This is a genomic window from Streptomyces sp. NPDC107471 (assembly GCF_055582845.1).
On record NZ_JBVJPC010000006.1, the window covers coordinates 32,221 to 52,425 of the forward strand.

24 protein-coding genes are annotated in these 20,205 nt (G+C 71.9%); 14 read left to right on the forward strand and 10 right to left on the reverse strand.

The window, feature by feature from the left end; all coding sequences use genetic code 11:
* Window positions 1–120: 120 nt before the first annotated feature.
* On the reverse strand, window positions 121–309 hold the full coding sequence (locus ACZ66S_RS21255) for a hypothetical protein (protein ID WP_469903493.1): 189 nt from the start codon (window positions 307–309) through the stop codon (window positions 121–123).
* Window positions 310–507: 198 nt separating this feature from the next.
* Here ACZ66S_RS21255 and ACZ66S_RS21260 point away from each other — a divergent pair, with 198 nt between their 5' ends.
* The 3 genes from ACZ66S_RS21260 (at window position 508) to ACZ66S_RS21270 (ending at window position 3,297) form a co-directional block, all read left to right on the forward strand.
* Window positions 508–1,074, forward strand: coding sequence for a Clp protease N-terminal domain-containing protein (locus ACZ66S_RS21260; protein WP_469903069.1), 567 nt, complete (start codon window positions 508–510; stop codon window positions 1,072–1,074).
* A 52-nt stretch (window positions 1,075–1,126) separates the two neighbouring features.
* Window positions 1,127–2,122, forward strand: a complete 996-nt coding sequence (locus tag ACZ66S_RS21265; protein WP_469903070.1) for an EamA family transporter — start codon at window positions 1,127–1,129, stop codon at window positions 2,120–2,122.
* 191 nt (window positions 2,123–2,313) lie between these two features.
* Complete coding sequence (locus ACZ66S_RS21270) at window positions 2,314–3,297, forward strand: DMT family transporter (protein ID WP_469903071.1); 984 nt, start codon at window positions 2,314–2,316, stop codon at window positions 3,295–3,297.
* 69 nt (window positions 3,298–3,366) lie between these two features.
* On the opposite strand, the gene ACZ66S_RS21275 is transcribed toward ACZ66S_RS21270, so the two are convergent.
* Both ACZ66S_RS21275 and ACZ66S_RS21280 read right to left on the reverse strand, forming a co-directional pair.
* A complete protein-coding gene (locus ACZ66S_RS21275) occupies window positions 3,367–3,999 on the reverse strand; it encodes an FMN-binding negative transcriptional regulator (RefSeq protein WP_469903072.1) in 633 nt (210 codons plus the stop codon).
* Complete coding sequence (locus tag ACZ66S_RS21280; RefSeq protein ID WP_469903073.1) at window positions 3,999–4,682, reverse strand: pyridoxamine 5'-phosphate oxidase family protein; 684 nt, start codon at window positions 4,680–4,682, stop codon at window positions 3,999–4,001. Before ACZ66S_RS21280 ends, ACZ66S_RS21275 begins: the two co-directional genes overlap by 1 nt.
* A gap of 35 nt (window positions 4,683–4,717) precedes the next feature.
* On the opposite strand from ACZ66S_RS21280, the gene ACZ66S_RS21285 reads away from it, so the two are divergent.
* Window positions 4,718–6,052, forward strand: coding sequence for an aminotransferase class I/II-fold pyridoxal phosphate-dependent enzyme (locus ACZ66S_RS21285; protein ID WP_469903074.1), 1,335 nt, complete (start codon window positions 4,718–4,720; stop codon window positions 6,050–6,052).
* A gap of 92 nt (window positions 6,053–6,144) precedes the next feature.
* On the opposite strand, the gene ACZ66S_RS21290 is transcribed toward ACZ66S_RS21285, so the two are convergent.
* Window positions 6,145–7,068, reverse strand: a complete 924-nt coding sequence (locus ACZ66S_RS21290) for a DMT family transporter (protein WP_469903075.1) — start codon at window positions 7,066–7,068, stop codon at window positions 6,145–6,147.
* Window positions 7,069–7,142: 74 nt separating this feature from the next.
* On the opposite strand from ACZ66S_RS21290, the gene ACZ66S_RS21295 reads away from it, so the two are divergent.
* A complete protein-coding gene (locus tag ACZ66S_RS21295) occupies window positions 7,143–8,045 on the forward strand; it encodes a LysR family transcriptional regulator (RefSeq protein ID WP_469903076.1) in 903 nt (300 codons plus the stop codon).
* 1 nt (window position 8,046) lies between these two features.
* On the opposite strand, the gene ACZ66S_RS21300 is transcribed toward ACZ66S_RS21295, so the two are convergent.
* A complete protein-coding gene (locus tag ACZ66S_RS21300; protein WP_469903077.1) occupies window positions 8,047–8,514 on the reverse strand; it encodes a pyridoxamine 5'-phosphate oxidase family protein in 468 nt (155 codons plus the stop codon).
* Window positions 8,515–8,692: 178 nt separating this feature from the next.
* On the opposite strand from ACZ66S_RS21300, the gene ACZ66S_RS21305 reads away from it, so the two are divergent.
* Window positions 8,693–9,334, forward strand: coding sequence for a cysteine hydrolase family protein (locus tag ACZ66S_RS21305; RefSeq protein WP_469903078.1), 642 nt, complete (start codon window positions 8,693–8,695; stop codon window positions 9,332–9,334).
* A gap of 4 nt (window positions 9,335–9,338) precedes the next feature.
* On the opposite strand, the gene ACZ66S_RS21310 is transcribed toward ACZ66S_RS21305, so the two are convergent.
* Entirely contained in the window at window positions 9,339–9,779 is a 441-nt protein-coding gene (locus ACZ66S_RS21310; protein WP_469903079.1) for a Rieske (2Fe-2S) protein, read from the reverse strand.
* Between the two features lie 91 nt (window positions 9,780–9,870).
* On the opposite strand from ACZ66S_RS21310, the gene ACZ66S_RS21315 reads away from it, so the two are divergent.
* The 7 genes from ACZ66S_RS21315 (at window position 9,871) to ACZ66S_RS21345 (ending at window position 15,892) form a co-directional block, all read left to right on the forward strand.
* A complete protein-coding gene (locus tag ACZ66S_RS21315) occupies window positions 9,871–10,626 on the forward strand; it encodes a HipA family kinase (protein ID WP_469903080.1) in 756 nt (251 codons plus the stop codon).
* Window positions 10,623–11,039, forward strand: coding sequence for a DUF3037 domain-containing protein (locus ACZ66S_RS21320; protein ID WP_125190520.1), 417 nt, complete (start codon window positions 10,623–10,625; stop codon window positions 11,037–11,039). Before ACZ66S_RS21315 ends, ACZ66S_RS21320 begins: the two co-directional genes overlap by 4 nt.
* A gap of 153 nt (window positions 11,040–11,192) precedes the next feature.
* Window positions 11,193–11,954, forward strand: a complete 762-nt coding sequence (gene fabG, locus ACZ66S_RS21325) for a 3-oxoacyl-ACP reductase FabG (RefSeq protein WP_469903081.1) — start codon at window positions 11,193–11,195, stop codon at window positions 11,952–11,954.
* A gap of 12 nt (window positions 11,955–11,966) precedes the next feature.
* Window positions 11,967–12,731 (forward strand): SDR family oxidoreductase, encoded by a 765-nt coding sequence (locus ACZ66S_RS21330; RefSeq protein ID WP_469903082.1) that lies wholly within the window; start codon window positions 11,967–11,969, stop codon window positions 12,729–12,731.
* Between the two features lie 191 nt (window positions 12,732–12,922).
* Window positions 12,923–14,503 carry an ABC transporter substrate-binding protein gene (locus tag ACZ66S_RS21335; protein ID WP_469903083.1) on the forward strand — a complete coding sequence of 527 codons (1,581 nt, stop codon included), beginning with the start codon at window positions 12,923–12,925 and terminating at the stop codon, window positions 14,501–14,503.
* 68 nt (window positions 14,504–14,571) lie between these two features.
* A complete protein-coding gene (locus ACZ66S_RS21340) occupies window positions 14,572–15,255 on the forward strand; it encodes a uracil-DNA glycosylase (RefSeq protein WP_053850687.1) in 684 nt (227 codons plus the stop codon).
* Window positions 15,256–15,373: 118 nt separating this feature from the next.
* Entirely contained in the window at window positions 15,374–15,892 is a 519-nt protein-coding gene (locus ACZ66S_RS21345; protein WP_469903084.1) for a hypothetical protein, read from the forward strand.
* A gap of 13 nt (window positions 15,893–15,905) precedes the next feature.
* Here the strand turns inward: ACZ66S_RS21345 and ACZ66S_RS21350 are convergent, their stop codons facing one another.
* Complete coding sequence (locus ACZ66S_RS21350) at window positions 15,906–16,256, reverse strand: hypothetical protein (RefSeq protein ID WP_469903085.1); 351 nt, start codon at window positions 16,254–16,256, stop codon at window positions 15,906–15,908.
* A 316-nt stretch (window positions 16,257–16,572) separates the two neighbouring features.
* A complete protein-coding gene (locus tag ACZ66S_RS21355; protein WP_469903086.1) occupies window positions 16,573–17,085 on the reverse strand; it encodes a DinB family protein in 513 nt (170 codons plus the stop codon).
* Window positions 17,086–17,206: 121 nt separating this feature from the next.
* On the opposite strand from ACZ66S_RS21355, the gene ACZ66S_RS21360 reads away from it, so the two are divergent.
* The gene (locus ACZ66S_RS21360) at window positions 17,207–18,112 is read left to right on the forward strand and encodes a Gfo/Idh/MocA family protein (protein ID WP_469903087.1); all 906 of its coding nucleotides are present in this window, start codon (window positions 17,207–17,209) and stop codon (window positions 18,110–18,112) included.
* On the opposite strand, the gene lnt is transcribed toward ACZ66S_RS21360, so the two are convergent.
* On the reverse strand, window positions 18,036–19,595 hold the full coding sequence (gene lnt, locus ACZ66S_RS21365; RefSeq protein WP_469903088.1) for an apolipoprotein N-acyltransferase: 1,560 nt from the start codon (window positions 19,593–19,595) through the stop codon (window positions 18,036–18,038). The genes ACZ66S_RS21360 and lnt overlap by 77 nt on opposite strands.
* A 64-nt stretch (window positions 19,596–19,659) precedes the next feature.
* A complete protein-coding gene (locus ACZ66S_RS21370) occupies window positions 19,660–20,142 on the reverse strand; it encodes a nuclear transport factor 2 family protein (protein WP_469903089.1) in 483 nt (160 codons plus the stop codon).
* Window positions 20,143–20,205: the final 63 nt, after the last annotated feature.

Below are 20,205 nucleotides of genomic sequence, written 5' to 3' on the forward strand. Positions count from 1 at the left end.
GCTGTGGTGTCGCGGAAAGTAGCCGCAGGGGGCACAACATTCAATACTGATGAACCGTCAGGAAGTGTGGGGACTTCATCGCGGCGGGGACCGACCTCAGAGGGCTCCACCGGAGCGGGCTCACCCCACCCGTCGTATCACCGCCGCGTCGAACAGGTCCCACGCGCGCGGGAAGGCGCTCTCGTCGTGGCAGTGCCACGCCTCCCAGAACAGGTCGGCGGGCAACGCGTCCTCCGGGGCGTACACCCGGTACACGTACTGCTTGCCGTCCACGGCCGGCAGTGCCACCAGCCAGCTCCAGCTCTCCACGCCTGTGGGGGACGAGTGGCGCGGCGCGGCGGTTGCGCGAGGGGCGCGCGGCAAGGTGGCGCGCGCCCACCGGGGCGGAAGCGGTTTGATCTCATCCGTAAGGAGGAGAATTCCGCCCGGGGGTCCGCTCTGCGTGGGACGCGGAAATGCTTCCCTCCGGGGATGCCCGGATTCGGTGGGACTGATGAGGTAGGGGATGTGCACCCCCGTATCCCCCGGCAGTCGGACCGCGAACAGAGCGGCCTGCCGCCGGTCCGCCCGGACGGCGATGTCAGGCTCAGCGCGGAACTGGCAGCGGTGGTGTCCGGCGCCCGCAGACGCGCGCTGCGGGACGGGGACCGGCAGATCGACACGGCCCACCTGCTGCACTCGCTGCTGGACGCCGACGCCGAGGCGTACGCCGTCCTGGAGGCGGAGCCCCACTTGCCGCGGCTCCTCGGATACCTCGTGCAGCGCAGCATCGGATACGGACTGCGCTGGCAGGGCACCGTCGAGGACTCGGGCGCGGTCCCCGTCGTCCCGGCGGCCGAGGGCTTCTCGCCGCTCGCGGCCGGCGCCATGGAACTCGCCTGGGCCCGGGCCGGGCACCGCGCCGACGGCCCCGCCCGCGGGGTCGACCTGCTCGCGGCGATCCTGGCGGACCCGGAGTCCCGGGCCGTGGAGGTGCTGACCCGGGCGGGAATCGACGCCCGGGCGGTGGTCGCGCGGATCGAGGGCCGCCTCGCCGGAGACCTGTGGGGCGGCCCGCCCCGGTCCAGCCGCTGAGACAGGAGTCAACGGGGGTGACGCTCATGTCGTGCCCTGTCATCATGGGCCGGTGCATACGTCTGAGAGCAGCAGGGCCGGTGGCGGCAAGGGAGTCGGGCTCGGTCTCGCGCTGGTGTCCGCGCTCGCCTTCGGCGGTTCCGGGGTCGCGGCCAAGCCGTTGATCGAGGCGGGCCTCGACCCGCTCCACGTGGTGTGGCTGCGGGTGGCGGGCGCCGCCCTGGTGATGCTGCCGCTCGCCGTCCGGCACCGCGCGTTGCTGCGCAGCCGCCCCGCCCTGCTCGCCGGTTTCGGGCTGCTCGGCGTGGCCGGCGTCCAGGCCTTCTACTTCGCCTCGATCTCCCGCATCCCGGTCGGTGTCGCCCTGCTCGTCGAGTACCTCGCCCCGGCCCTGGTGCTCGGCTGGGTGCGGTTCGTGCAGCGACGGCCGGTGACCCGGGCCGCCGCCCTCGGTGTGGTCCTCGCGGTCGGCGGGCTCGCCTGTGTCGTCGAGGTCTGGTCGGGCCTGAGCTTCGACGCCCTCGGACTGCTCCTCGCGCTCGGCGCCGCCTGCTGCCAGGTCGGCTACTTCGTCCTGTCCGACCAGGGCAGCGACTCCGGCGAGGCCCCCGACCCGCTCGGTGTGATCGCCTACGGCCTGCTCGTGGGCACCGCCGTGCTGACCGCCGTGGCCCACCCGTGGACCATGGACTTCTCCCTCCTCGCACATCCCGCCGACATGAACGGCACGTCGGTGGCGGCCGGACTGCTGCTCGGCTGGATCGTGCTGATCGCCACCGTCCTCGCCTACGTCACCGGAGTGGTCTCGGTACGCCGGCTCTCGCCGGCGATCGCCGGGGTCGTGGCCTGCCTGGAGGCGGTCGTCGCGACCGTGCTCGCCTGGGTGCTGCTCGGCGAGCACCTCTCCGCCCCGCAGATCGTGGGCGGCGCGGTCGTCCTGCTCGGCGCCTTCATCGCGCAGTCCTCGACGCCCGCCAAGGGTTCCCTGGAGCCGGTCGCGGCCGGTGGCGCCGAAAGTCGGTTGTCCGCGCGGGAGAACGCCGCCTAGGCTCCCGGACCATGCACACGCGTACCCGCATCGTCTCTCCGCCGGCCGTCTGAGGCGGGCCCTCCGGAGACCACGCCCGGCCGTCGCCGGGCCGAACGGTGCTGCCCGCAGACGAAGTCCGCGGGACCCCGCCGCCGAGCGGGCGTCCTCTTCCGAACTTCCGCGCCTCGGCGCGACTGCGGAGAGAACACGTGTCGCATGCTTCCTCAGGCCTGCCCGTCGGGCGGGGCCTCCTTTATCTGATCGTCGCCGGTGTCACCTGGGGCACCGCGGGAGCCGTCGCTTCCCTGGCCTACCGGACCAGTGACCTGGGTCCGGTCTCCCTGTCCTTCTGGCGCTGTGCGGCCGGGCTCGCGGTGCTGCTCGCGGTCCGTCTCGTACGGCCACGCGCGCGTACGGCCGCACCGGAGCCCCTCGGTCGCAGGGCCCTGCGGGTCGGCGCCTCGGGCGTCGGGCTCGCGGTGTTCCAGACCGCCTACTTCGCCGCCGTACGGTCCACCGGGCTCGCCGTGGCCACCGTCGTCACCCTCGGCGCGGGCCCGGTGCTCATCGCGCTCGGGGCCCGCCTCACCCTCGGGGAGCGGCTCGGACGCGGCGGAACCCTCGCCGTCGCCGGAGCACTCGCCGGACTCGGCGTGCTGACGCTGGGCGGTGCCGACGCGTCGGTGCGCCCCGTGGGGGTGCTGTTCGGGCTGCTCTCCGCCGCGGGCTGCTGTGTGATGACCCTGATCACCCGTGCCGCCCGGGCCGAGTCCTCCGGGACGTCCGTCGCGGTGTTCGCGGTCACCAGCCTGTGTCTGCTGCCGCTCGCGCTGAACGAGGGGCTGCTCCCGCACACGGCCCGGCCCGCGCTGCTCCTGGGCCTGCTGGTCTATCTGGCGACCCTCCCGACGGCGCTCGCCTACGGCCTCTACTTCGCGGCAGCCGCTGTTGTCCGTCCCACCACCGTGTCCGTGATCATGCTGCTCGAACCGGTGAGCGCGGCGGTGCTGGCCGTCGTGGCGTTCGGCGAGCACCTCACCCCGGCCGTTCTCCTCGGCACCCTGCTGATGCTGGGCGCCGTCGCGGGGCTCGCGGTGGGCGAGGCGCGCGTGCCCGCGGCCGCTCAAGTGGGGGTGGAAGCGGTGGCGGGCGGCAGACCGGCCGTGACCGCCCTTCACAAACGCGGCCGGTAACTGCTTTGTGCGCGTAACTCCGTGTGCCTGACGAGCGAGGGGACCCTTCTCCGTGAAGGGCCCCCTCCGTCAGGCGCCTTGCCGGCGCAGCAGGTGGTCGCGTGCGGCCGCGTCCCCGGGACCGCCCCGGCCGGCCAGCCCGTCCGCGATCCGCTCCCGCACCCGCGCGTTCCGCTTCCCGGCGTACTTGAACTTGGCCCGCACCCCGGTCACTTCGAGCCGCAGCCCCCGAATCCCCGACAGCATCCGCCCGTACGGCACCTCGCCCACCGCCACCCGCGCGGAGCCGCCCTCCGGCTGGAAGTGGCCGACCTGGTGGTTCAGGAGCGCGGCCTTCTCGGCCGGGTCGTCCACCACATGCGCACGGCAGCGCAGTTGGACCGCCGCGTAGAAGCTCGTGGGCGTGCCGTGCTCCGACGGGCCGTCCGGTTCGGCCTGCCACGGGCCCGGGACGTACGCGTAGTCGTCGACCACGCTCAGCAGACAGACCGGACTCGCCTCCAGCGCGGCCCACAGCGGGTTGGGCCGCGCGAGGTGGGTGAGGACCTCGCCCCGCGCGGGGTCGTGGACGAAGTGCAGCGGCTGGACGAACGGCGGCTCGCCCGCAGGGCCGTTGACGGCCAACTGCCCGAAGTCGTGGACGGCGAGCCACTGCTGCCACTCGGCGTCGTCGCGGGCCGCGTCCCATGGGGGGATCAGCATCACAGCACCGCGAGGTAGTCCGGGACCTCGGTGCCGGGGGCCAGGTGCCCGTCGGCGACCGGGGCGTCGTAGCCCTTGCGCAGCGGGACCACGCCGGCCCAGTGGGGGAGGTCGAGGTCCTCGGGCTCGTCGTTGACCCCGCCGGTGCGGAGCTTGGCGGAGACCTCGTCGAGGTCGAGGCGGATGACGGCGGTGGCGGCCAGTTCCTTCTTGTTGGCGGGGCGGGAGTCGACCGCGCGCCCCGGGACCACGTGGTCGACCAGCGCGTCCAGGGCGAGGCGCTTCTCCTCGGGGTCCGTGACGTCGTACGCGAGCCCGTGCACCACCACCGACCGGTAGTTGATCGAGTGGTGGAAGGCCGAGCGGGCCAGGATCAGCGCGTCTACGTGCGTGACGGTCAGGCACACCGGAAGCCCGGGGTCGGCCTGGCCGGTCATCCGCAGCGGGCGCGAGCCGGTCGAGCCGTGCACGTAGAGGCGCTCGCCCACCCGGCCGTAGAGCGTGGGCAGCACCACGGGGGTGCCGTCCCGGACGAAGCCGAGGTGGCAGACATAGCCCTCGTCGAGTATCGAGTGCACCAGGTCCTTGTCGTACGAGGCCCGGTCGGGGGAGCGCGTCGGGACGGTGCGGTCGGTCGGCGCGTAGGCGGTCGGCTCCGGCGTGGTCGCGGTGGTCCCCTGCATTGCGGTCTCCATTGCACTAGTGCATAATCTGCTTTGTGCTAGGAGAATATCGGATCGAAGGGCGACGCGCAGCGGATATCGCGGCGAGCGTCGAGCGCGCGGTGGGTGCCGGGGAGCTGGAGCCCGGTCAACTGCTGCCCCCCATGCGGGAGTTGGCGACCGAGCTGGGCGTCAATCCCAATACGGTCGCGGCCGCGTACCGCACCCTGCGGGAGCGCGGGGTCATCGAGACCTCCGGGCGGCGGGGCAGCCGGGTCCGGTCGAAGCCGGCGACCACGGGCCGCGAGTCCATCCGGGTCGAGGTCCCGGAGGGCGTGCGGGACGTGTCGAACGGCAACCCGGACCCCGCGCTGCTGCCCCCGCTCGCGCCCGCCTTCGCGGCGGCTGCCGCACAGGGCGACCGGGAGCCGGTCCTGTACGGGGAGGCGACCGTGGACCCCGAACTGGCCCGCCTGGCGCGAGAGGCGCTGGACGCGGACGGCGTCCCGGACGGCCCTCTCGCCGTGGCCTCCGGGTCCCTCGACGTGATCGAGCGGGTTCTGGCCGCCCATCTCAAGCCGGGCGACACGGTCGCCCTGGAGGACCCCGGCTGGGGCAGCCTCCTGGACCTGGCCCCGGCGCTCGGCCTGCGCACCGCCCCGGTGGGGGTGGACGACGAGGGCCCGCTCGCCGACGACGTGCGCCGGGCCCTGGAATCCGGCGCCCGCGCCCTGATCGTCACCGACCGGGCCCAGAACCCGACCGGCGCCTCGGTGAGCGCCACGCGCGCGCGTGCCCTCCGCTCGGTCCTCGAAGGCCACCGAGACGTCCTCCTCGTCGAGGACGACCACGGCCACGGGATCGTCGACCTGCCCCTGCATCCCCTGGCCGGGGTCACCCGCCACTGGGCCTTCGTCCGCTCGGTGGCCAAGGCCTACGGCCCCGATCTGCGCCTCGCCGTCCTCACCGGCGACGAGGTCACCGTCGACCGCGTCCACGGCCGGCACCGGCTGGGGCCCGGCTGGGTCAGCCTCGTCACCCAGCGGGCGGTGGTGCGCCTGTGGGCGGACGGCGTACTCGACACCGCGAAGGTGGCGGCCGCCTACCGTGAGCGCCGCGACCGGCTGATCGACGCCCTGGCCGTACGCGGGGTCGAGGCCCACGGGCGCAGCGGCCTCAACGTGTGGATCCCGGTTCCCGACGAGACGGGCGCGGTGTCCCGCCTCCTGCACGCGGGTTGGGCGGTGGCCCCGGGCGCCCGCTTCAGGATGGGCGCCCCACAGGGGATCAGGGTGACCGTGTCCACCCTGACGGAGGCCGAGGTGGCTCCCTTGGCGGACACGGTCGCGAGGGCGCTGGGGTCGGTGCGGACTGCGGGTACGTACAGGTGAGTGGCGGTGTGGGGGTCTGGGGAACGTGAGTGGCGGTACGGGGTGCGGAGTCCGACCGGGACTGCGACGGTTCGGACCCGGCACTCCTCTTCTCAGCCCCCGCGCCGCACCTGACTCAGCCCCGCCCCCGCCAGTACGACCGCCGCCCCCACCGGCGTGGACCAGCTCAGCGGCTCCCCGAGCAGGGCGACCCCCGCCGCCGTGGCGATGACCGGGATGAAATACGTGACCATCTGCGCGGTGGTGGGCCCCACTTCCGCCACCAGTCCGTACTGCAGGAGCACGGCCAGCCCCGTACCGAGCGCCCCCAGGGCGGCGACGGCGAGCAGGGGCAGCAGATCGAAGTGAGTCGGCGCACCGGTGAACAGGGGAGTCACGACGGCGAGTTGCAGGGTGGCGAGCAGCAACTGCGCGCCCGTCAGGGAGATGTGGGAGTACCCCACCCCGGCCAGGGTCCGGCGTACGTAGATCCACCCGACGGGATAGCTGAGCGAGGCCAGCAGGGCCAGTGCCGTCCCCCTGCCGTCCAGGCCGCTGAACCCCTGCCATGCGCCGAGAACCGTCAGCACTCCCAGGAACCCGAGTCCGAGGCCCGCGACACGCACGCGCGTGGGCCGGTCCTCGGACAGCGCGACCAGGGACAGGGCCATGCCCCACAGTGGTGAGGTCGCGTTGCAGATCCCCGCCAGCGTGGACGGGATCGTCAACTCCGCGTAGGCGAAGAGCGAGAACGGCAGCGCGTTCAGCAGGAACGCGGCGACCGTCAGATGTCCCCATGTCCGCATCCCGCGAGGGAGCCGCTCCCGCTTCACCGCCATCGCCGCGCCGAGCACCAGCGTCCCGAAGACGAGTCGCCCGAGCGTCACCTGGAAGGGCGCGTACCCGTCGGTGCCCACCTTGATGAGCAGAAAGCTGAACCCCCAGATCAGCGAGAGCGCGCCGAAGCGCAGACGCCAGTCGAGGGCGGGGCGGCGGGCGGTGGGAACCGGGGACTCGGCGACGGTCGCGGTGGTCATGCCGACCACGATCCGGCATACGATCTCGTAGCACAAGCGAGTATTTCAGCGAGATATCTCGTAGTATTGCTTACATGTTGAACCTGGAGCGCCTGCGCACCCTCGACGCTCTCGCCCGGCACGGCTCGGTCAGCGGCGCCGCCGAGGGCCTGCACATCACGACCTCGGCCGTCTCGCAGCAGATGTCCAAGCTGGAGCGCGAGGTCGGCCAGCAGCTCCTCGCGAAGAACGGCCGGGGGGTGCGGCTCACCGACGCCGGCCGGCTCCTCGCCGACCACGCGGCCCGCATCCTCTCCCAGGTCGAGCTCGCCCAGTCCGACCTGGAGGCGCAACGCGGCCAGGTGGTGGGGGAGTTGACGCTCACGGCGTTCCCGACGGCGGCACGCGGGCTGTTCCCGGCCGCGATCGCCGCCCTGCGCGCGGCGCATCCGGGCCTGCGGATCGGCTCGCGCGAGATCGAGCCGGAGCCCGCGGTCCTCGCCGTGCTCCGCGGCGACCACGATCTCGCGGTCGTCCTGGACTGGTACAACAAGCCGCTGCCCATGCCCGAGGGCCTGGTGAAGGCCTCGATCGTCGACGACACGGCCGACGTGGCGATGCCCGCGACCCACCGCCACGCGCACCGCGACGAGGTCGACCTGGAGGACTTCGCCGACGACGACTGGATCACCTGGGGCGAGGGCGCCTTCTGCGACGAGTGGCTGATGCACACCCTGCGCTCCAAGGGCGTCGAACCGCGCGTCGCGCACCGCGTGCAGGAGCATCCGACCCAACTGGCCCTGGTCGGCGCCGGGCTCGGGGTGTGTGTGGCGCCCCGGCTCGGCCGCGGACCGGTCCCGGAGGGCGTGCGGACCGTGCCCGTGCGGCAGTCGGTCAGCCGGCACATCTACGCCGTCTGGCGCGCGGACGCCGACCGCCGCCCGTCGATCCGGGCGGCGGTCGAGGCACTCAAGTCGGCGGCGGAGAAAGCCGTCTGAGTCAGGCGGAGCCCAGCTTGCGGAAGTCCCAGGAGACGATCTTCTCCGGGGTCAGCCGTATCCACGCGTGCCGTCCGTCGTGCGGCATCTCCTCCAGACCGAAGTTCTTGCGGGCGAACAGCGTCTCGGGGACGTCGAGTTCGGCCCGGAGCTCGCCGGTGCGCGGGGCCTCGCCCACGAAGTCCACGGTCCCGGACAGCTCGACGCCGCGCAGTTCGTCGTACTCCTCGCCGGTGTCGACCACGATCGCGACCCGGGGATCGCGCCGCAGATCCGTCCAGCGCTTGCTGCGCACCACGGAGTACAGCCACATCGAGGTGCCGTCCCAGGCGAACCAGAGTGTGCTCACATGCGGAGCGCCGTCGGCCGAGACCGTGGCGACCCGGCAGGTGCGCTGGCCGGTGAGGAACTCGTCCAGCTCACCCGGCGTCATCATGATCTTCCGGCCCCGGCGCTGCGTGACGGTCATACATCCCCCTCTGTCTCTCACGTCGTGTCAGAGGAGAGATCCTCTGACATCACGTCAGAAAAGGATGGGTCGTCTTCCGTCCCCACGCAATGGTCGTTACTGTCACCGGCTCCGGGCCACCGTGCGCGGACCGCGGCCCCGGACCTCGGCTCCGGGCCACCGGCGACGAGGGGGAACCGTGCCGTCGTACGAACACTTAAGCGAACTGCTCGATCCCGGGACCACCGTGCTGCTCACCGTCGAGTGCCAGCAGGGCGTCGTCGGTCCGGACAGCGCCCTGCCCGAACTCGCCCGTGCGGCACGGACCTCGGGCGCACTCGCCAACGTCGCCCGCCTGGTCGCCGCCGCGCACACGAGCGGGGTCCAGGTGATCCACGCGATCGCCGAACGCCGTCCGGACGGGCGCGGCGCGAACCGCAACGCCCGCCTGTTCAGCGCCGCCGAGCGGCTGCCCGTCCAGCAGCTCTCCGGGACCACCGCGGTGCGGGTGGCCGCCCCCGTCGAGGTGAGCGAGGAGGACTTCGTCGTACGACGGCTGCACGGACTGTCGCCGATCCAGGGCACCGAGGTCGACGCGCTGCTGCGCAACCTGGGCTGCCGCACCCTGGTCGTCACCGGGGTCTCCGCCAACGTGGCGGTGCCCAACGCCGTCTTCGACGCCGTCAACCGCGGCTACCGGGCCCTGGTGGTGACGGACGCGATCGCCGGGGTGCCCTCCGACTACACCCCGGTGATGATCCGCCACACGCTCGCCCTCGTCGCCACCCTCGCGACGACGGACGAGGTGCTGGCCTGTCTCCTGCGGCCCCGCGGTGCCTGACACCTCAGGCGAGGGTGATCGAGTCCCCGCTGACGGTGATCTTCTCCTCGGGCAGCGGCTGGGTCGCCGGCCCCTTCTTCACGCTGCCGTCGGCCACCGAGAACGCGCTCTTGTGGCAGGGGCAGGTGATGACCCCGTCGGCGATCCCCGTCACCGCGCACCCCTGGTGCGTGCACTTCGACGAGAACGCCTTGAACTCGCCCGCCGTGGGCTGGGTGACCACCACGCCCGAGTCCTTGAAGATCTTGCCGCCGCCCTCGGGGATGTCCGAGGTCTTGGCGATGACGCTGCCGCCGGCACCGGCGTCGGCGTCCGAGGACGACGAGGAGGAGTCGTCCTCCGACCCGCACGCGTTCAGAGTGAGGGCGAGCCCCGCCGCGCCGACCGCCGTCACCACGACCCGACGACTGGGGCCCGATGCGGGATGAATCGATTCGCTGGCCATGCTGACGTCCCCTTCCAAGGAATCTCCGGACTGCCCTGAGGTACGGCCCCGGAGGGCCCGTTGTTCAGTCACCCCCCAGTAACCTGGGGCGATGCTCAAGGAAGCCATCGCGACCCGCTACATCACGCCCCTGCGTGAGGGCGGCTCGCTGCCGGGGCTCGTCGAGGCCGACGACCGCGGGACGTACGTCATCAAGTTCACCGGCGCCGGACAGGGCCGCAAGACGCTGGTCGCCGAGGTGGTGGCCGGGGAACTCGCCCGCCGGCTGGGCTTCCGGGTGCCGCGGCTCCTGACCCTCGACCTCGACCCCGACCTGGGGCTCGGCGAGCCCGACGAGCGGGTGCAGGAACTCCTGAAGTCCAGCGGCGGCACCAACCTCGGCATGGACTTCCTCTCCGGAGCCCTCGGCTTCGACCCGCTGGCCTTCCCGGTGGAGCCCGGGGAGGCCGGCCGGATCGTCTGGTTCGACGCGCTGGTCAACAACGTCGACCGCTCCTGGCGCAACCCCAACCTGCTGTGGTGGCAGCGCGAGGTGTGGCTCATCGACCACGGCGCGACCATGATCTGGCAGCACAACTGGCCCGGCGCCGAGAAGTCCGCCGCCCGTCCCTACGACGCCTCGGACCACGTCCTCAAGCCCTTCGCGCCCGATGTCGCCGCTGCCGCCGCCGAGCTGGCCCCCCGGGTCACCGAGGACCTGCTCGCCGAGGTCACCGCCGAGATCCCGGACGCCTGGCTGGCGGACGAGCCCGGCTTCGAGTCGCCGGACGAACTCCGGCGCACCTACGCACGGCCGCTGCTCGCCCGCGCGGCCGTCGTCCACGAGCGGATCGAGGGGATCAAGTGACCGAGCGCCACATCATCAGGGGCGGCCGCACCGACGACCGCGAGGTGTTCGAGTACGCCCTGCTGCGGGTCGTCCCCCGGATCGAGCGCGGCGAGGGCATCAACGCCGGAGTCCTCGTGTACTGCCGCGCCAAGGCGTACGTGGGCGTGCGCACCCATCTCGACGAGGCCCGGCTGCGGGCGCTCGACCCGGACGCGGACGTGGCCGGCGTACGGGCCGCGCTCCAGGCCGTCGAGGGCGTCTGCGCCGGCGGTGCGGCGGCGGGGCAGGCGGCGCGCGACGACGCCGGCCGGCGCTTCCGTTGGCTGATCGCGCCCCGTTCCACCGTGGTCCAGCCGGGTCCCGTGCACACCGGGCTCACCACCGATCCGGCCGCCGAACCGGAGCGTCTGCTCGATCTGCTGGTCAGGTAATGGATCACACACGGCTCATGTGACGTTGACACCGCGTGCCATGGCTTCTAGCGTCACGTCTGCTGAAGGTACTAAGCGGTCGCTCACCGAACGGGCCGTTCTTTCGCAGGTCGATTTCCCAGGGCGATTTCTCAAGGGCGAGGAGAACCAGCAATGTCCACCACTGAGCAGCGGGTAGCCGTGGTCACGGGCGCCGCGCGCGGCATCGGCGCGGCCACCGCCGTACGACTGGCGGCCGAGGGCCGTGCGGTCGCCGTGATCGATCTCGACGAAGCCGCCTGCAAGGACACCGTGGAGAAGATCACCGCGGCCGGCGGCCGGGCGATCGCCGTCGGCGCGGACGTCTCCGACGAGGCCCAGGTGCAGGCCGCGATCGCGCGCGTGGCCGAGGAGCTCGGCGCGCCGACGATCCTCGTGAACAACGCGGGCGTGCTCCGCGACAACCTGCTGTTCAAGATGAGCGTCTCGGACTGGGACACCGTCCTGAACGTGCACCTCAAGGGCTCGTTCCTGGTGACCAAGGCCGTTCAGAAGCACATGGTGGACGCGGGCTTCGGCCGGATCGTCAACCTGTCCTCGTCCTCGGCGCTCGGCAACCGCGGCCAGGCCAACTACTCCGCCGCCAAGGCCGGCCTGCAGGGCTTCACCAAGACCCTCGCCATCGAGCTCGGCAAGTTCGGCATCACTGCCAACGCCGTCGCCCCCGGTTTCATCGCCACCGACATGACCGCCGCGACCGCCGAGCGCGTCGGCATGGGCTTCGAGGAGTTCAAGGCCGCGGCCGCCACCCAGATCCCGGTCGCCCGCGTGGGCGAGCCCGACGACATCGCCAACGCCATCGCCTTCTTCACCGGCGAGGCGGCCGGATTCGTCTCCGGCCAGGTGCTGTACGTCGCCGGCGGACCGCTCGACTAGGGAAACAGGACCATGACTTCGCAACTCCCCGAGCCTTCGGGCAAGGTCGCGCTCATCACGGGCGCCAGCCGCGGCATCGGTTACGGCGTCGCCGAGGCGCTCGTCGCGCGCGGCGACCGGGTGGTCATCACCGGCCGCACCGAGGACGCCCTCAAGGAGGCTGTCGAGCGGCTCGGCGCCGAGCGCGCCGTCCACGTCGCCGGCAAGGCGCACGACGAGGAGCACCAGAGGGTCGCCGTCGAGCGCGCCATGGACGCCTTCGGCCGCGTCGACTACCTGATCAACAACGCCGGTACCAACCCGGTGTTCGGGCCCATCGCCGACCTCGACCTCAACGTGGCGCGCAAGGTCTTCGAGACCAACGTGATCTCCGCGCTCGGCTTCGCCCAGAAGACCTGGCACGCCTGGCAGAAGGACAACGGCGGCGCGATCGTCAACATCGCCTCCGTCGCGGGCATCGCGCCCTCGCCCTTCATCGCCGCGTACGGCGTCAGCAAGGCCGCGATGATCAACCTCACCCAGCAGCTCGCGCACGAGTTCGCGCCCAAGGTGCGGGTCAACGCGATCGCCCCGGCCGTCGTGAAGACCAAGTTCGCGCAGGCGCTGTACGAGGGCCGGGAGGCGGAGGCCGCCGCGTCCTACCCGCTGGCCCGGCTCGGTGTGCCCTCCGACATCGGCGGCGCCGCGGCCTTCCTCACCTCGGCGCAGTCCGACTGGGTCACCGGCCAGACCCTCGTCGTCGACGGCGGCATCTTCCTCAACGCCGGCGTGGGCTGACCCCGGTCGCCTCGGCACGGGCGCCCGTTGACACCGACGGCGCCCGTGTCGACGCACAAAAGCCGCACAGGTGCATTACAGGGTCATCACCGGTGCGGTGATCAAACCCCCTCTTGCCGAACCGGTTGAGTGTGCGTGGCGCTGCGGTATGTTTTGCCGACTCTCGGCACGGCATTTCGAGGAGCAAGCGCGTGTTCAAGCGGAACCGATACCTGCCGCCTCTCGCGGCGCTCGTGTCCATATCCACGACGGCCGGCTGCGGTGTGTTCTCCTCGGACCCGTCCGACAGCGACAAGGCGATCGTCGTGGGCACCACCAGTGCCCCGGCCACGCTCGACCCCGCGGCCTCCTGGGACAACTCGTGGGAGCTGTTCCGCAACGTCTACCAGACGCTCCTCAACTACTCGCCGGGCGCGTCCGACCCCGAGCCCGACGCCGCCGAGCACTGCGAGTTCACCGACTCGTCGAGCACCGTGTACTCCTGCACCCTGCGCGAGGGGCTGAAGTTCTCCAACGGACACGCCCTGGACGCCCAGGCCGTCAAGTACTCGATCGACCGGATCAAGAGGATCAACGTCAACGGCGGCCCCGCGGGCCTGCTGGGCACGCTCTCCCGGGTGCAGGTCAAGGGCGACCGCGAGGTCGTCTTCCGCCTCAGCCAGCCCGACGCCACCTTCCCCCTGGTGCTCACCACCCCGGCCATGTCGATCGTGGACCCCGAGGAGTACTCCGAGGACGCGATCCGCAAGGACGGGAAGATCAGCGGCTCGGGGCCCTACGCCCTCGACTCCTACCAGGAGGGCGAGAAGGCCGAGCTGGTCCGCAACGACCACTACAAGGGCATCGCCGACCTCAGGAACAAGGCCGTCACCATCCGCTACTTCCCGCGGTCGGACCAGATGGTCAAGGCCCTCAAGAACAAGGAGATCTCGGTCGTCTACCGGGGGCTCGGCGCCGCCGACACCGTGGACATCGAGGTCAACCAGAAGAAGGAGGGGCTCCAGCTCATCGAGAACCCCACCACCGAGATCAGCTACCTGGTGTTCAACCCGAGCGACCCGTGGTCCGCGAAGCCCGCGGTCCGCAAGGCCGTCGCCCAGCTCGTCGACCGTCCGGCGCTCGTGCACTACGTCTACAAGGACACCGTCGAACCGCTGTACTCCATGGTCCCGGCCGGGCTCACCGGCCACACCACGGGCTTCTTCGACGACTTCGGCGACCCCAGCGTGGCCAAGGCCAAGAAGTACCTCACCGAGGCGGGGATCACCGAGCGGGTCCCGCTGACCCTCTGGTACACCAGCGACCGCTACGGCTCGACCACCAAGCCCGCCTTCGAGGAGCTGAAGCGGCAGCTCGAGGCCTCCGGTCTCTTCAGGATCACCCTCAAGAGCCGCCCGTGGAAGACCTATGTCGAGGGCTACCAGAAGGGCGAGTACCCGGTGTTCGGGCGCGGCTGGTTCCCCGACTTCCACGACGCCGACAACTTCATCGCGCCCTTCGTGGGCAAGCAGAACGCGCTCGGCACCCCCTACGAGGCCCCCGAGATCACCGGCAAGCTGCTCCCGGAGTCGCGCGCGGAGAGCGACCGCGGGGCCGTCGGCCAGCAGATCGAGGACGCCCAGCAGGTCTTCGTGAACGACGCGCGGCTGGTGCCGCTGTGGCAGGGCAAGCAGTACGTGGCCGCGAGCGAGGAGATCGCCGGCCTCGAGAGGGTCATCGACCCGGCGACCATGATGACGATGTGGGAGCTGTACTGGAAGACGAGCTGGTAGCAGCGATTGTCAGTGCGCGGCTGTAGGTTCTGAACCCTGCAAGTGACCGCACATCGTGAGGAATTGACGTGACCGACACCGCCATGCTGCCCGAGTCCTGGCGCGGGGTTCTGGGCGACGAGCTGCAGCAGCCGTACTTCAAGGAGCTGACGGAGTTCGTCGAGGACGAGCGGGCGAAGGGTCCCGTCTACCCGCCCCGTGAGGAGGTCTTCGCCGCGCTCGACGCCACGCCGTACGACCAGGTCAAGGTCCTGATCCTCGGTCAGGACCCGTACCACGGCGAGGGCCAGGGACACGGCCTGTGCTTCTCGGTCCGCCCCGGTGTGAAGACCCCGCCCTCCCTGCGGAACATCTACAAGGAGATGAAGGAGGAGCTGGGCCTGGAGATCCCGGACAACGGCTACCTCATGCCGTGGGCCCAGCAGGGCGTCCTGCTGCTCAACGCGGTGCTCACCGTCCGCTCCGGAGAGGCCAACTCGCACAAGGGCAAGGGCTGGGAGAAGTTCACCGACGCGGTGATCCGCGCGGTGGCCGAGCGCCCCGACCCGGCGGTCTTCGTGCTGTGGGGCAACTACGCGCAGAAGAAGCTCCCCCTGATCGACGAGAGCCGGCACGCGGTGGTCAAGGGCGCGCACCCCTCGCCGCTGTCGGCGAAGAAGTTCTTCGGCTCGCGTCCGTTCACGCAGATCAACGAGGCGGTCGCCCGGCAGGGCCACGAGCCCATCGACTGGACGATCCCGAACCTCGGCTGATCCCTCCACCGGGCCGGTGCAGGACGGGCCGGCCCGGTCCCGCCTGACCGGGATTGTCAGTGGTGGCGGCTAGCGTCGGGAGGGACAGCGACGACAGCCGACCGGGCCTGGAGGATGCGTGACGGAGCGACAGGAGCAGACGGCGTCGGATGCCGTGATGACACGGATCGGGCAGGTCGTCATGCTGTGCCACGCGGGGGACCGCGAGGAGGCCCGGCACCGCTTCCTGGCGCTGTGGGCGGAGATCGGCGAGGACGGCGACCCGCTGCACCGCTGCACCCTGGCCCACTACATGGCCGACGCCCAGGACGACCCCTGTGACGAACTCGCCTGGGACCTCAGGGCGTTGACGGCCGCCGAGGAACTCACCGACGACCGGACGGCCCGGCACCAGAGCGCGCTCGCGGTACGCGCCCTGTACCCCTCGCTGCACCTCAACCTGGCCGCCGACTACGTCCGGCTCGCCCGCGCCGACGCCGCCCGCACCCATCTGCGCCGGGCCCGCAGGGCGGCGGACGCCCTGGGGGAGGACAGCTACAGCGACGGGGTGCGGGCGGCCATCAGCAGACTGGAGCTGCGACTCGGCGAGGGCGGCTCGACCGACGGCAGGTGGGGGCCGCCGCGTCAGCGGCCCTGAGACCCCGGCGGCCTCAGCGCCCGTAGGTCTGGTCGCAGATGACCGACTCCGGGCTGCCCTCCTGCCAGCGGCCGTACTTCCTGCCCAGCGCGCAGACGTCCTTCGGCCCCTTGGGCACGGACTTGGGCACCGACTTGGGCACGGAGCGGGCCACGTCCGGGATCTCGACGCGCGGCTGCCGGTGGTGCGGTGCGTCCTGGTGCCACGGCTGCGGATGGGCCCGGCGTGCGGGGCGCTCCGGGTGCGCCGGATGTGCGTGTGCGGGCTGCCGGTCCCGCGGGTGCGCGGGGGCCGCCGCGGCCCCCGGGGTCCTGTCGTGGGGTGCGGTCCCCTCCCGCTCGGAGCGCGGGGACGGATCGATCATGGACAGCGCCTCCTGGGCCGGGGCCTGCAAGATCTGCGGCTCCGCCTGACCGTCCGGACGGGCGTCCCCCGGTCCCGGGAGCTGCGACGGCGCTGACGTCGGCGGCGGCCCGGACACGGGTGGACGCTGGACCGTCACACAGCCGGTGAGGGCCGATACAGCCACGGTGACCAGGAGCGTTGCGGTAGTCGTGGTTCGATGCACCCGCGTCACTCTGGTGGTTCGGGCGACCTCGGCGACAGCGGACAAGCGGAGGTTGCCCCGCACGGGTGATCTCCGCCCCCGTACGGCGTGCTCGGGGTGTCCGGTGCTGACGTCAGTCGCCGGTGACGCCGTCGAGCCGCTCGCGGATCAGGTCGGCGTGGCCGTTGTGGCGCGCGTACTCCTCGATCATGTGGGTGTAGAGCCAGCGCAGGTTGAAGCGCTCGCCGGTCCGGCGGTGCTTGCCCACGGTGAGGTCGTCCAGGCCGAAGCGGGCCGCGTTCTCCCGGCTCCGGTCGATCTCGGCCTGCCAGGTGCCGTACGCCTCCTGCCAGGTGTCCGCCTCGGTGAGGCGGAACTCGCCGTCCGGGTCGGCCTCGCTGTAGTAGATCGGCCCCGCCTCCTCGTCGGCGAGGACCCGGCGGAACCAGCTCCGCTCCACCTCCGCCATGTGCCGTACCAGGCCCATCAGGGAGAGCGTGGACGGCTCCACCGCGGGGGTCCTGAGCTGGGAGTCGGTCAGGCCCTCGCACTTCCAGGCGAGGGTCTGCCGGTGGTAGTCGAGCCAGCCCTCCAGCATGCTGCGTTCGTCGGCGGTGGTCGCGGGTTCCCGGCGCTGCGTCGTCATCCTCGCATCCTGACCCACCCGACCCCCGATCACCAGCGAATTCCCGGCCCTCGATCGGGCCCCGGAGCCGCCGCCGTATGCTTCCGGCAACGCCCTGACCGGACAAGATGAAGGAGTCCACGTGAAGGTCGGCTGCATCGGACTCGGTGACATCGCGCGGAAGGCGTACCTGCCGGTGCTCGGCAGTCGGCCCGGCATCGAGCTGCATGTGCAGACGCGGACGCCGGCGACGCTGACCCGGGTCGCCGACGGGCTCCATCTGCCCGAGGGGCAACGGCACCGGGACCTCGACTCGCTGCTCGCCCAGGACCTCGACGCCGCGTTCGTGCACGCGCCGACCGCCGTGCACCCCGAGATCGTCGCCCGCCTGCTGGAGGCGGGCGTACCGACGTACGTCGACAAGCCGCTCGCCTACGAACTGGCCGACTCCGAACGGCTGGTGGCGCTCGCCGAGCAGCGGGACGTGAGTCTGGCCGTCGGCTTCAACCGGCGCTTCGCCCCCGGGTACGCGCAGTGCGTCGAGCACCCGCGCGAGCTGATCCTCATGCAGAAGAACCGGATCGGGCTCCCGGAGGAGCCGCGCGCGATGATCCTCGACGACTTCATCCACGTCGTCGACACCCTGCGGTTCCTGGTGCCGGGGCCGGTCGACGACGTGACGGTACGCGCGCGCGTGGAGGACGGACTGCTGCACCACGTCGTGCTCCAGCTCGCCGGGGACGGCTTCACCGCACTCGGCGTGATGAACCGGCTCAGCGGCTCGGCCGAGGAGATCCTTGAGGTGTCCGGGCAGGACACCAAACGGCAGGTCCTGAACCTGTCCGACGTGATCGACCACAAGGGCCAGCCGACCGTGCGCCGACGCGGCGACTGGGTGCCGGTGGCCCGGCAGCGCGGCATCGAGCAGGCGGTGCTCACCTTCCTCGACGCCGTGCGCGCGGGGAAGGTGCTCAGCGCCCGGGACGCGCTGGCGACCCATGAGCTGTGCGAGCGGGTGGTACGCGCGGTTCAGGAGCGGGCCGCCTGAACCGCCGGCCCAGTTCGACCGCGCACCACACGGCGAGCACGAGCAGGGATGCGTGCACCGGCCAGTCGCCGAGGCGGACGTACGGCGTCGTCCCGGTCGCCAGCGGTACGTCGTACACGCGGGACGTGCTGGCGTCGGTGCCGACCCACCGGCCGACGCGCTGTCCGCTCGCGTCGTAGACGGCGGAGACCCCGGTCAGGGTCGCGTGCACCATCGGGCGGCCGGACTCGGCGGCGCGCAGGGCGGCGAGCGAGGCGTGCTGCTCGGGGGCCCAGCTCCGCTGGAAGGACGAGGTCGCCGACTGGGCGACGAGCAACTGGGCGCCGTCCTCGGCGAGATGACGGCTCATGTCGGGGAACGCCGACTCGAAGCACACCATTGGACCGACCTTCAGGCCGTGGCCGACGTCCATCACGACCTGTTCGGAGCCGTGCCTGCGGTTCTCGGCGGCCGCCTTGCCGACCGAGGTGGCCCAGCCGAGCAGCGAGCGGGCCGGGATGTACTCGCCGAAGGGGACCAGGCGCATCTTGTCGTAGCGGTCGCCGGTGAGCCCGTCGGGGCCGACCAGGACCGAACTCTTGTAGATGCCGGGCTGGTCGGAGCGGCGGGCGTCCACGTTGACGAGGATGTCGGCGCCGGTCTCCGCGGAGAGCGCCGCGATCCGCTTCGCCAGGTCGGGGCGGTCCCCGAGGTCGAAGCCGACACTGCTCTCGCCCCAGACGATCAGGTCGACGTCCTGCCCGGCGAGGTCGCGGGTGAGCTGCTCCTCACGGGCGAAGCGCCGGTCGGGGCCGTCGACGACACCGGGCTGGACGACCGCGATCCGGGTGGCGCCGCCGGTGTCGGGGCGCGGCGACCACATCCAGGCCGCCGAGGTCACGGCCGCGCAGGCGGCCAGGCCCGCCACCGCGGGCACCCGGGACTCACGGACCGTCGCCAACACGGCGAACGCCACGTTGACGGCCACGATCAGGAAACTGATCAGCCACACCCCGCCCACCGAGGCCAGTCGCAGCGCCGGCGCCACCTCCCACTGGCTGGCGCCGAGCACGCCCCAGGGACCGCCGAGCCCCTGCCAGGAGCGGACGAGTTCGATGCCGAGCCAGCCCGAGGGCAGTACGGCCAGGGCGGCGGCGATCCGGCCGCGCGAGGGCGTCCCGGTCAGGAGACGGCGCACCAGCGCGCCCCAGGGGGCCCACAGCGCGCCGAGCAGGGCGCCGATCACGAAGATGAACACGCTCAGGCTCGGCAGCAGCCAGTGGTGCATCCCGACCATGAACCCGAAACCGCCGGCCCAGCCGTCGTAGGCCGCCCGTTTCGCCGTCGGGGCCGTGCGGATCAGCGCGATCCACGGGACGAGGGCGACGTAGGCGAACCACCACAGGGACGGGGCCGGGAACGCGAGGACGGGGAGGGCGCCTGCCAGCACCGCGACGGTCGAGCGCCGCCACGGGGAGGCAAGCCAGTGGCCGAACGTGTTCATACGGCGCCTCCTACCCCGTGTGGGTCTGTGACGTGCGTGGGGTTGACCACCCGAGCGCGTCGGCTCAGTTGATCACAGGAGCGGGCCGGGGGTCCGGCAGACGCCGCCACTTCTCCCGCACGACGACCTCGCTGAGCCGCCAGCCGTCCGCCGTGCGCAGCACGGCGAAGGCGTAGCGGCCGCCGCAGACGAAGTCGGGGGCGGTGGCGGGGGTGTCGGCGGCGAGCCGCATGGGGTTGATGTAGTCGGCCTGGACCCGGGCCGTGTCGCCGGTGTCCTGGTCCAGGGTGCCGAACCGGACGCGGCGGTTGACGATCAGGTGCTGCCGCATCGAGAACAGCTCCAGGCTCTCCGCGAGCCAGGCGGCGACCCGCCGCGCGTCTCCCTCCACCCCGCCCGCCGAGCGGTAGTCGGCCCGTCCGTCGGAGGTGAACAGTCCTCGGTACGCCTCCCAGTCGCCGTCGTCCACGGCCACGGCGTAGTCGGTGACGAGTGCGTCCACGGCCAGCCGGTCCATCACGGTCGCGAGCTCCACACGCTGCGTCATCGGCTCAGTGTTGGGCATGGGGCGGGCCGAGCCAAGGGGCGTGCGGTGACATTCGGACGGCCG

Bases quoted from the DNA above. Each gene is read 5' to 3' on its own strand.
- ACZ66S_RS21370 (WP_469903089.1), bottom strand. From the start codon at position 20,142: ATGACGCAGCGTGTGGAGCTCGCGACCGTGATGGACCGGCTGGCCGTG.
- ACZ66S_RS21280 (WP_469903073.1), bottom strand. From the start codon at position 4,682: ATGCAGGGGACCACCGCGACCACGCCGGAGCCGACCGCCTACGCGCCG.
- ACZ66S_RS21350 (WP_469903085.1), bottom strand. From the start codon at position 16,256: ATGATCGATCCGTCCCCGCGCTCCGAGCGGGAGGGGACCGCACCCCAC.
- fabG (WP_469903081.1), top strand. From the start codon at position 11,193: ATGTCCACCACTGAGCAGCGGGTAGCCGTGGTCACGGGCGCCGCGCGC.
- ACZ66S_RS21275 (WP_469903072.1), bottom strand. From the start codon at position 3,999: ATGCTGATCCCCCCATGGGACGCGGCCCGCGACGACGCCGAGTGGCAG.
- ACZ66S_RS21310 (WP_469903079.1), bottom strand. From the start codon at position 9,779: ATGGCCAGCGAATCGATTCATCCCGCATCGGGCCCCAGTCGTCGGGTC.
- ACZ66S_RS21295 (WP_469903076.1), top strand. From the start codon at position 7,143: ATGTTGAACCTGGAGCGCCTGCGCACCCTCGACGCTCTCGCCCGGCAC.
- ACZ66S_RS21355 (WP_469903086.1), bottom strand. From the start codon at position 17,085: ATGACGACGCAGCGCCGGGAACCCGCGACCACCGCCGACGAACGCAGC.
- lnt (WP_469903088.1), bottom strand. From the start codon at position 19,595: ATGAACACGTTCGGCCACTGGCTTGCCTCCCCGTGGCGGCGCTCGACC.
- ACZ66S_RS21315 (WP_469903080.1), top strand. From the start codon at position 9,871: ATGCTCAAGGAAGCCATCGCGACCCGCTACATCACGCCCCTGCGTGAG.
- ACZ66S_RS21300 (WP_469903077.1), bottom strand. From the start codon at position 8,514: ATGACCGTCACGCAGCGCCGGGGCCGGAAGATCATGATGACGCCGGGT.
- ACZ66S_RS21290 (WP_469903075.1), bottom strand. From the start codon at position 7,068: ATGACCACCGCGACCGTCGCCGAGTCCCCGGTTCCCACCGCCCGCCGC.
- ACZ66S_RS21330 (WP_469903082.1), top strand. From the start codon at position 11,967: ATGACTTCGCAACTCCCCGAGCCTTCGGGCAAGGTCGCGCTCATCACG.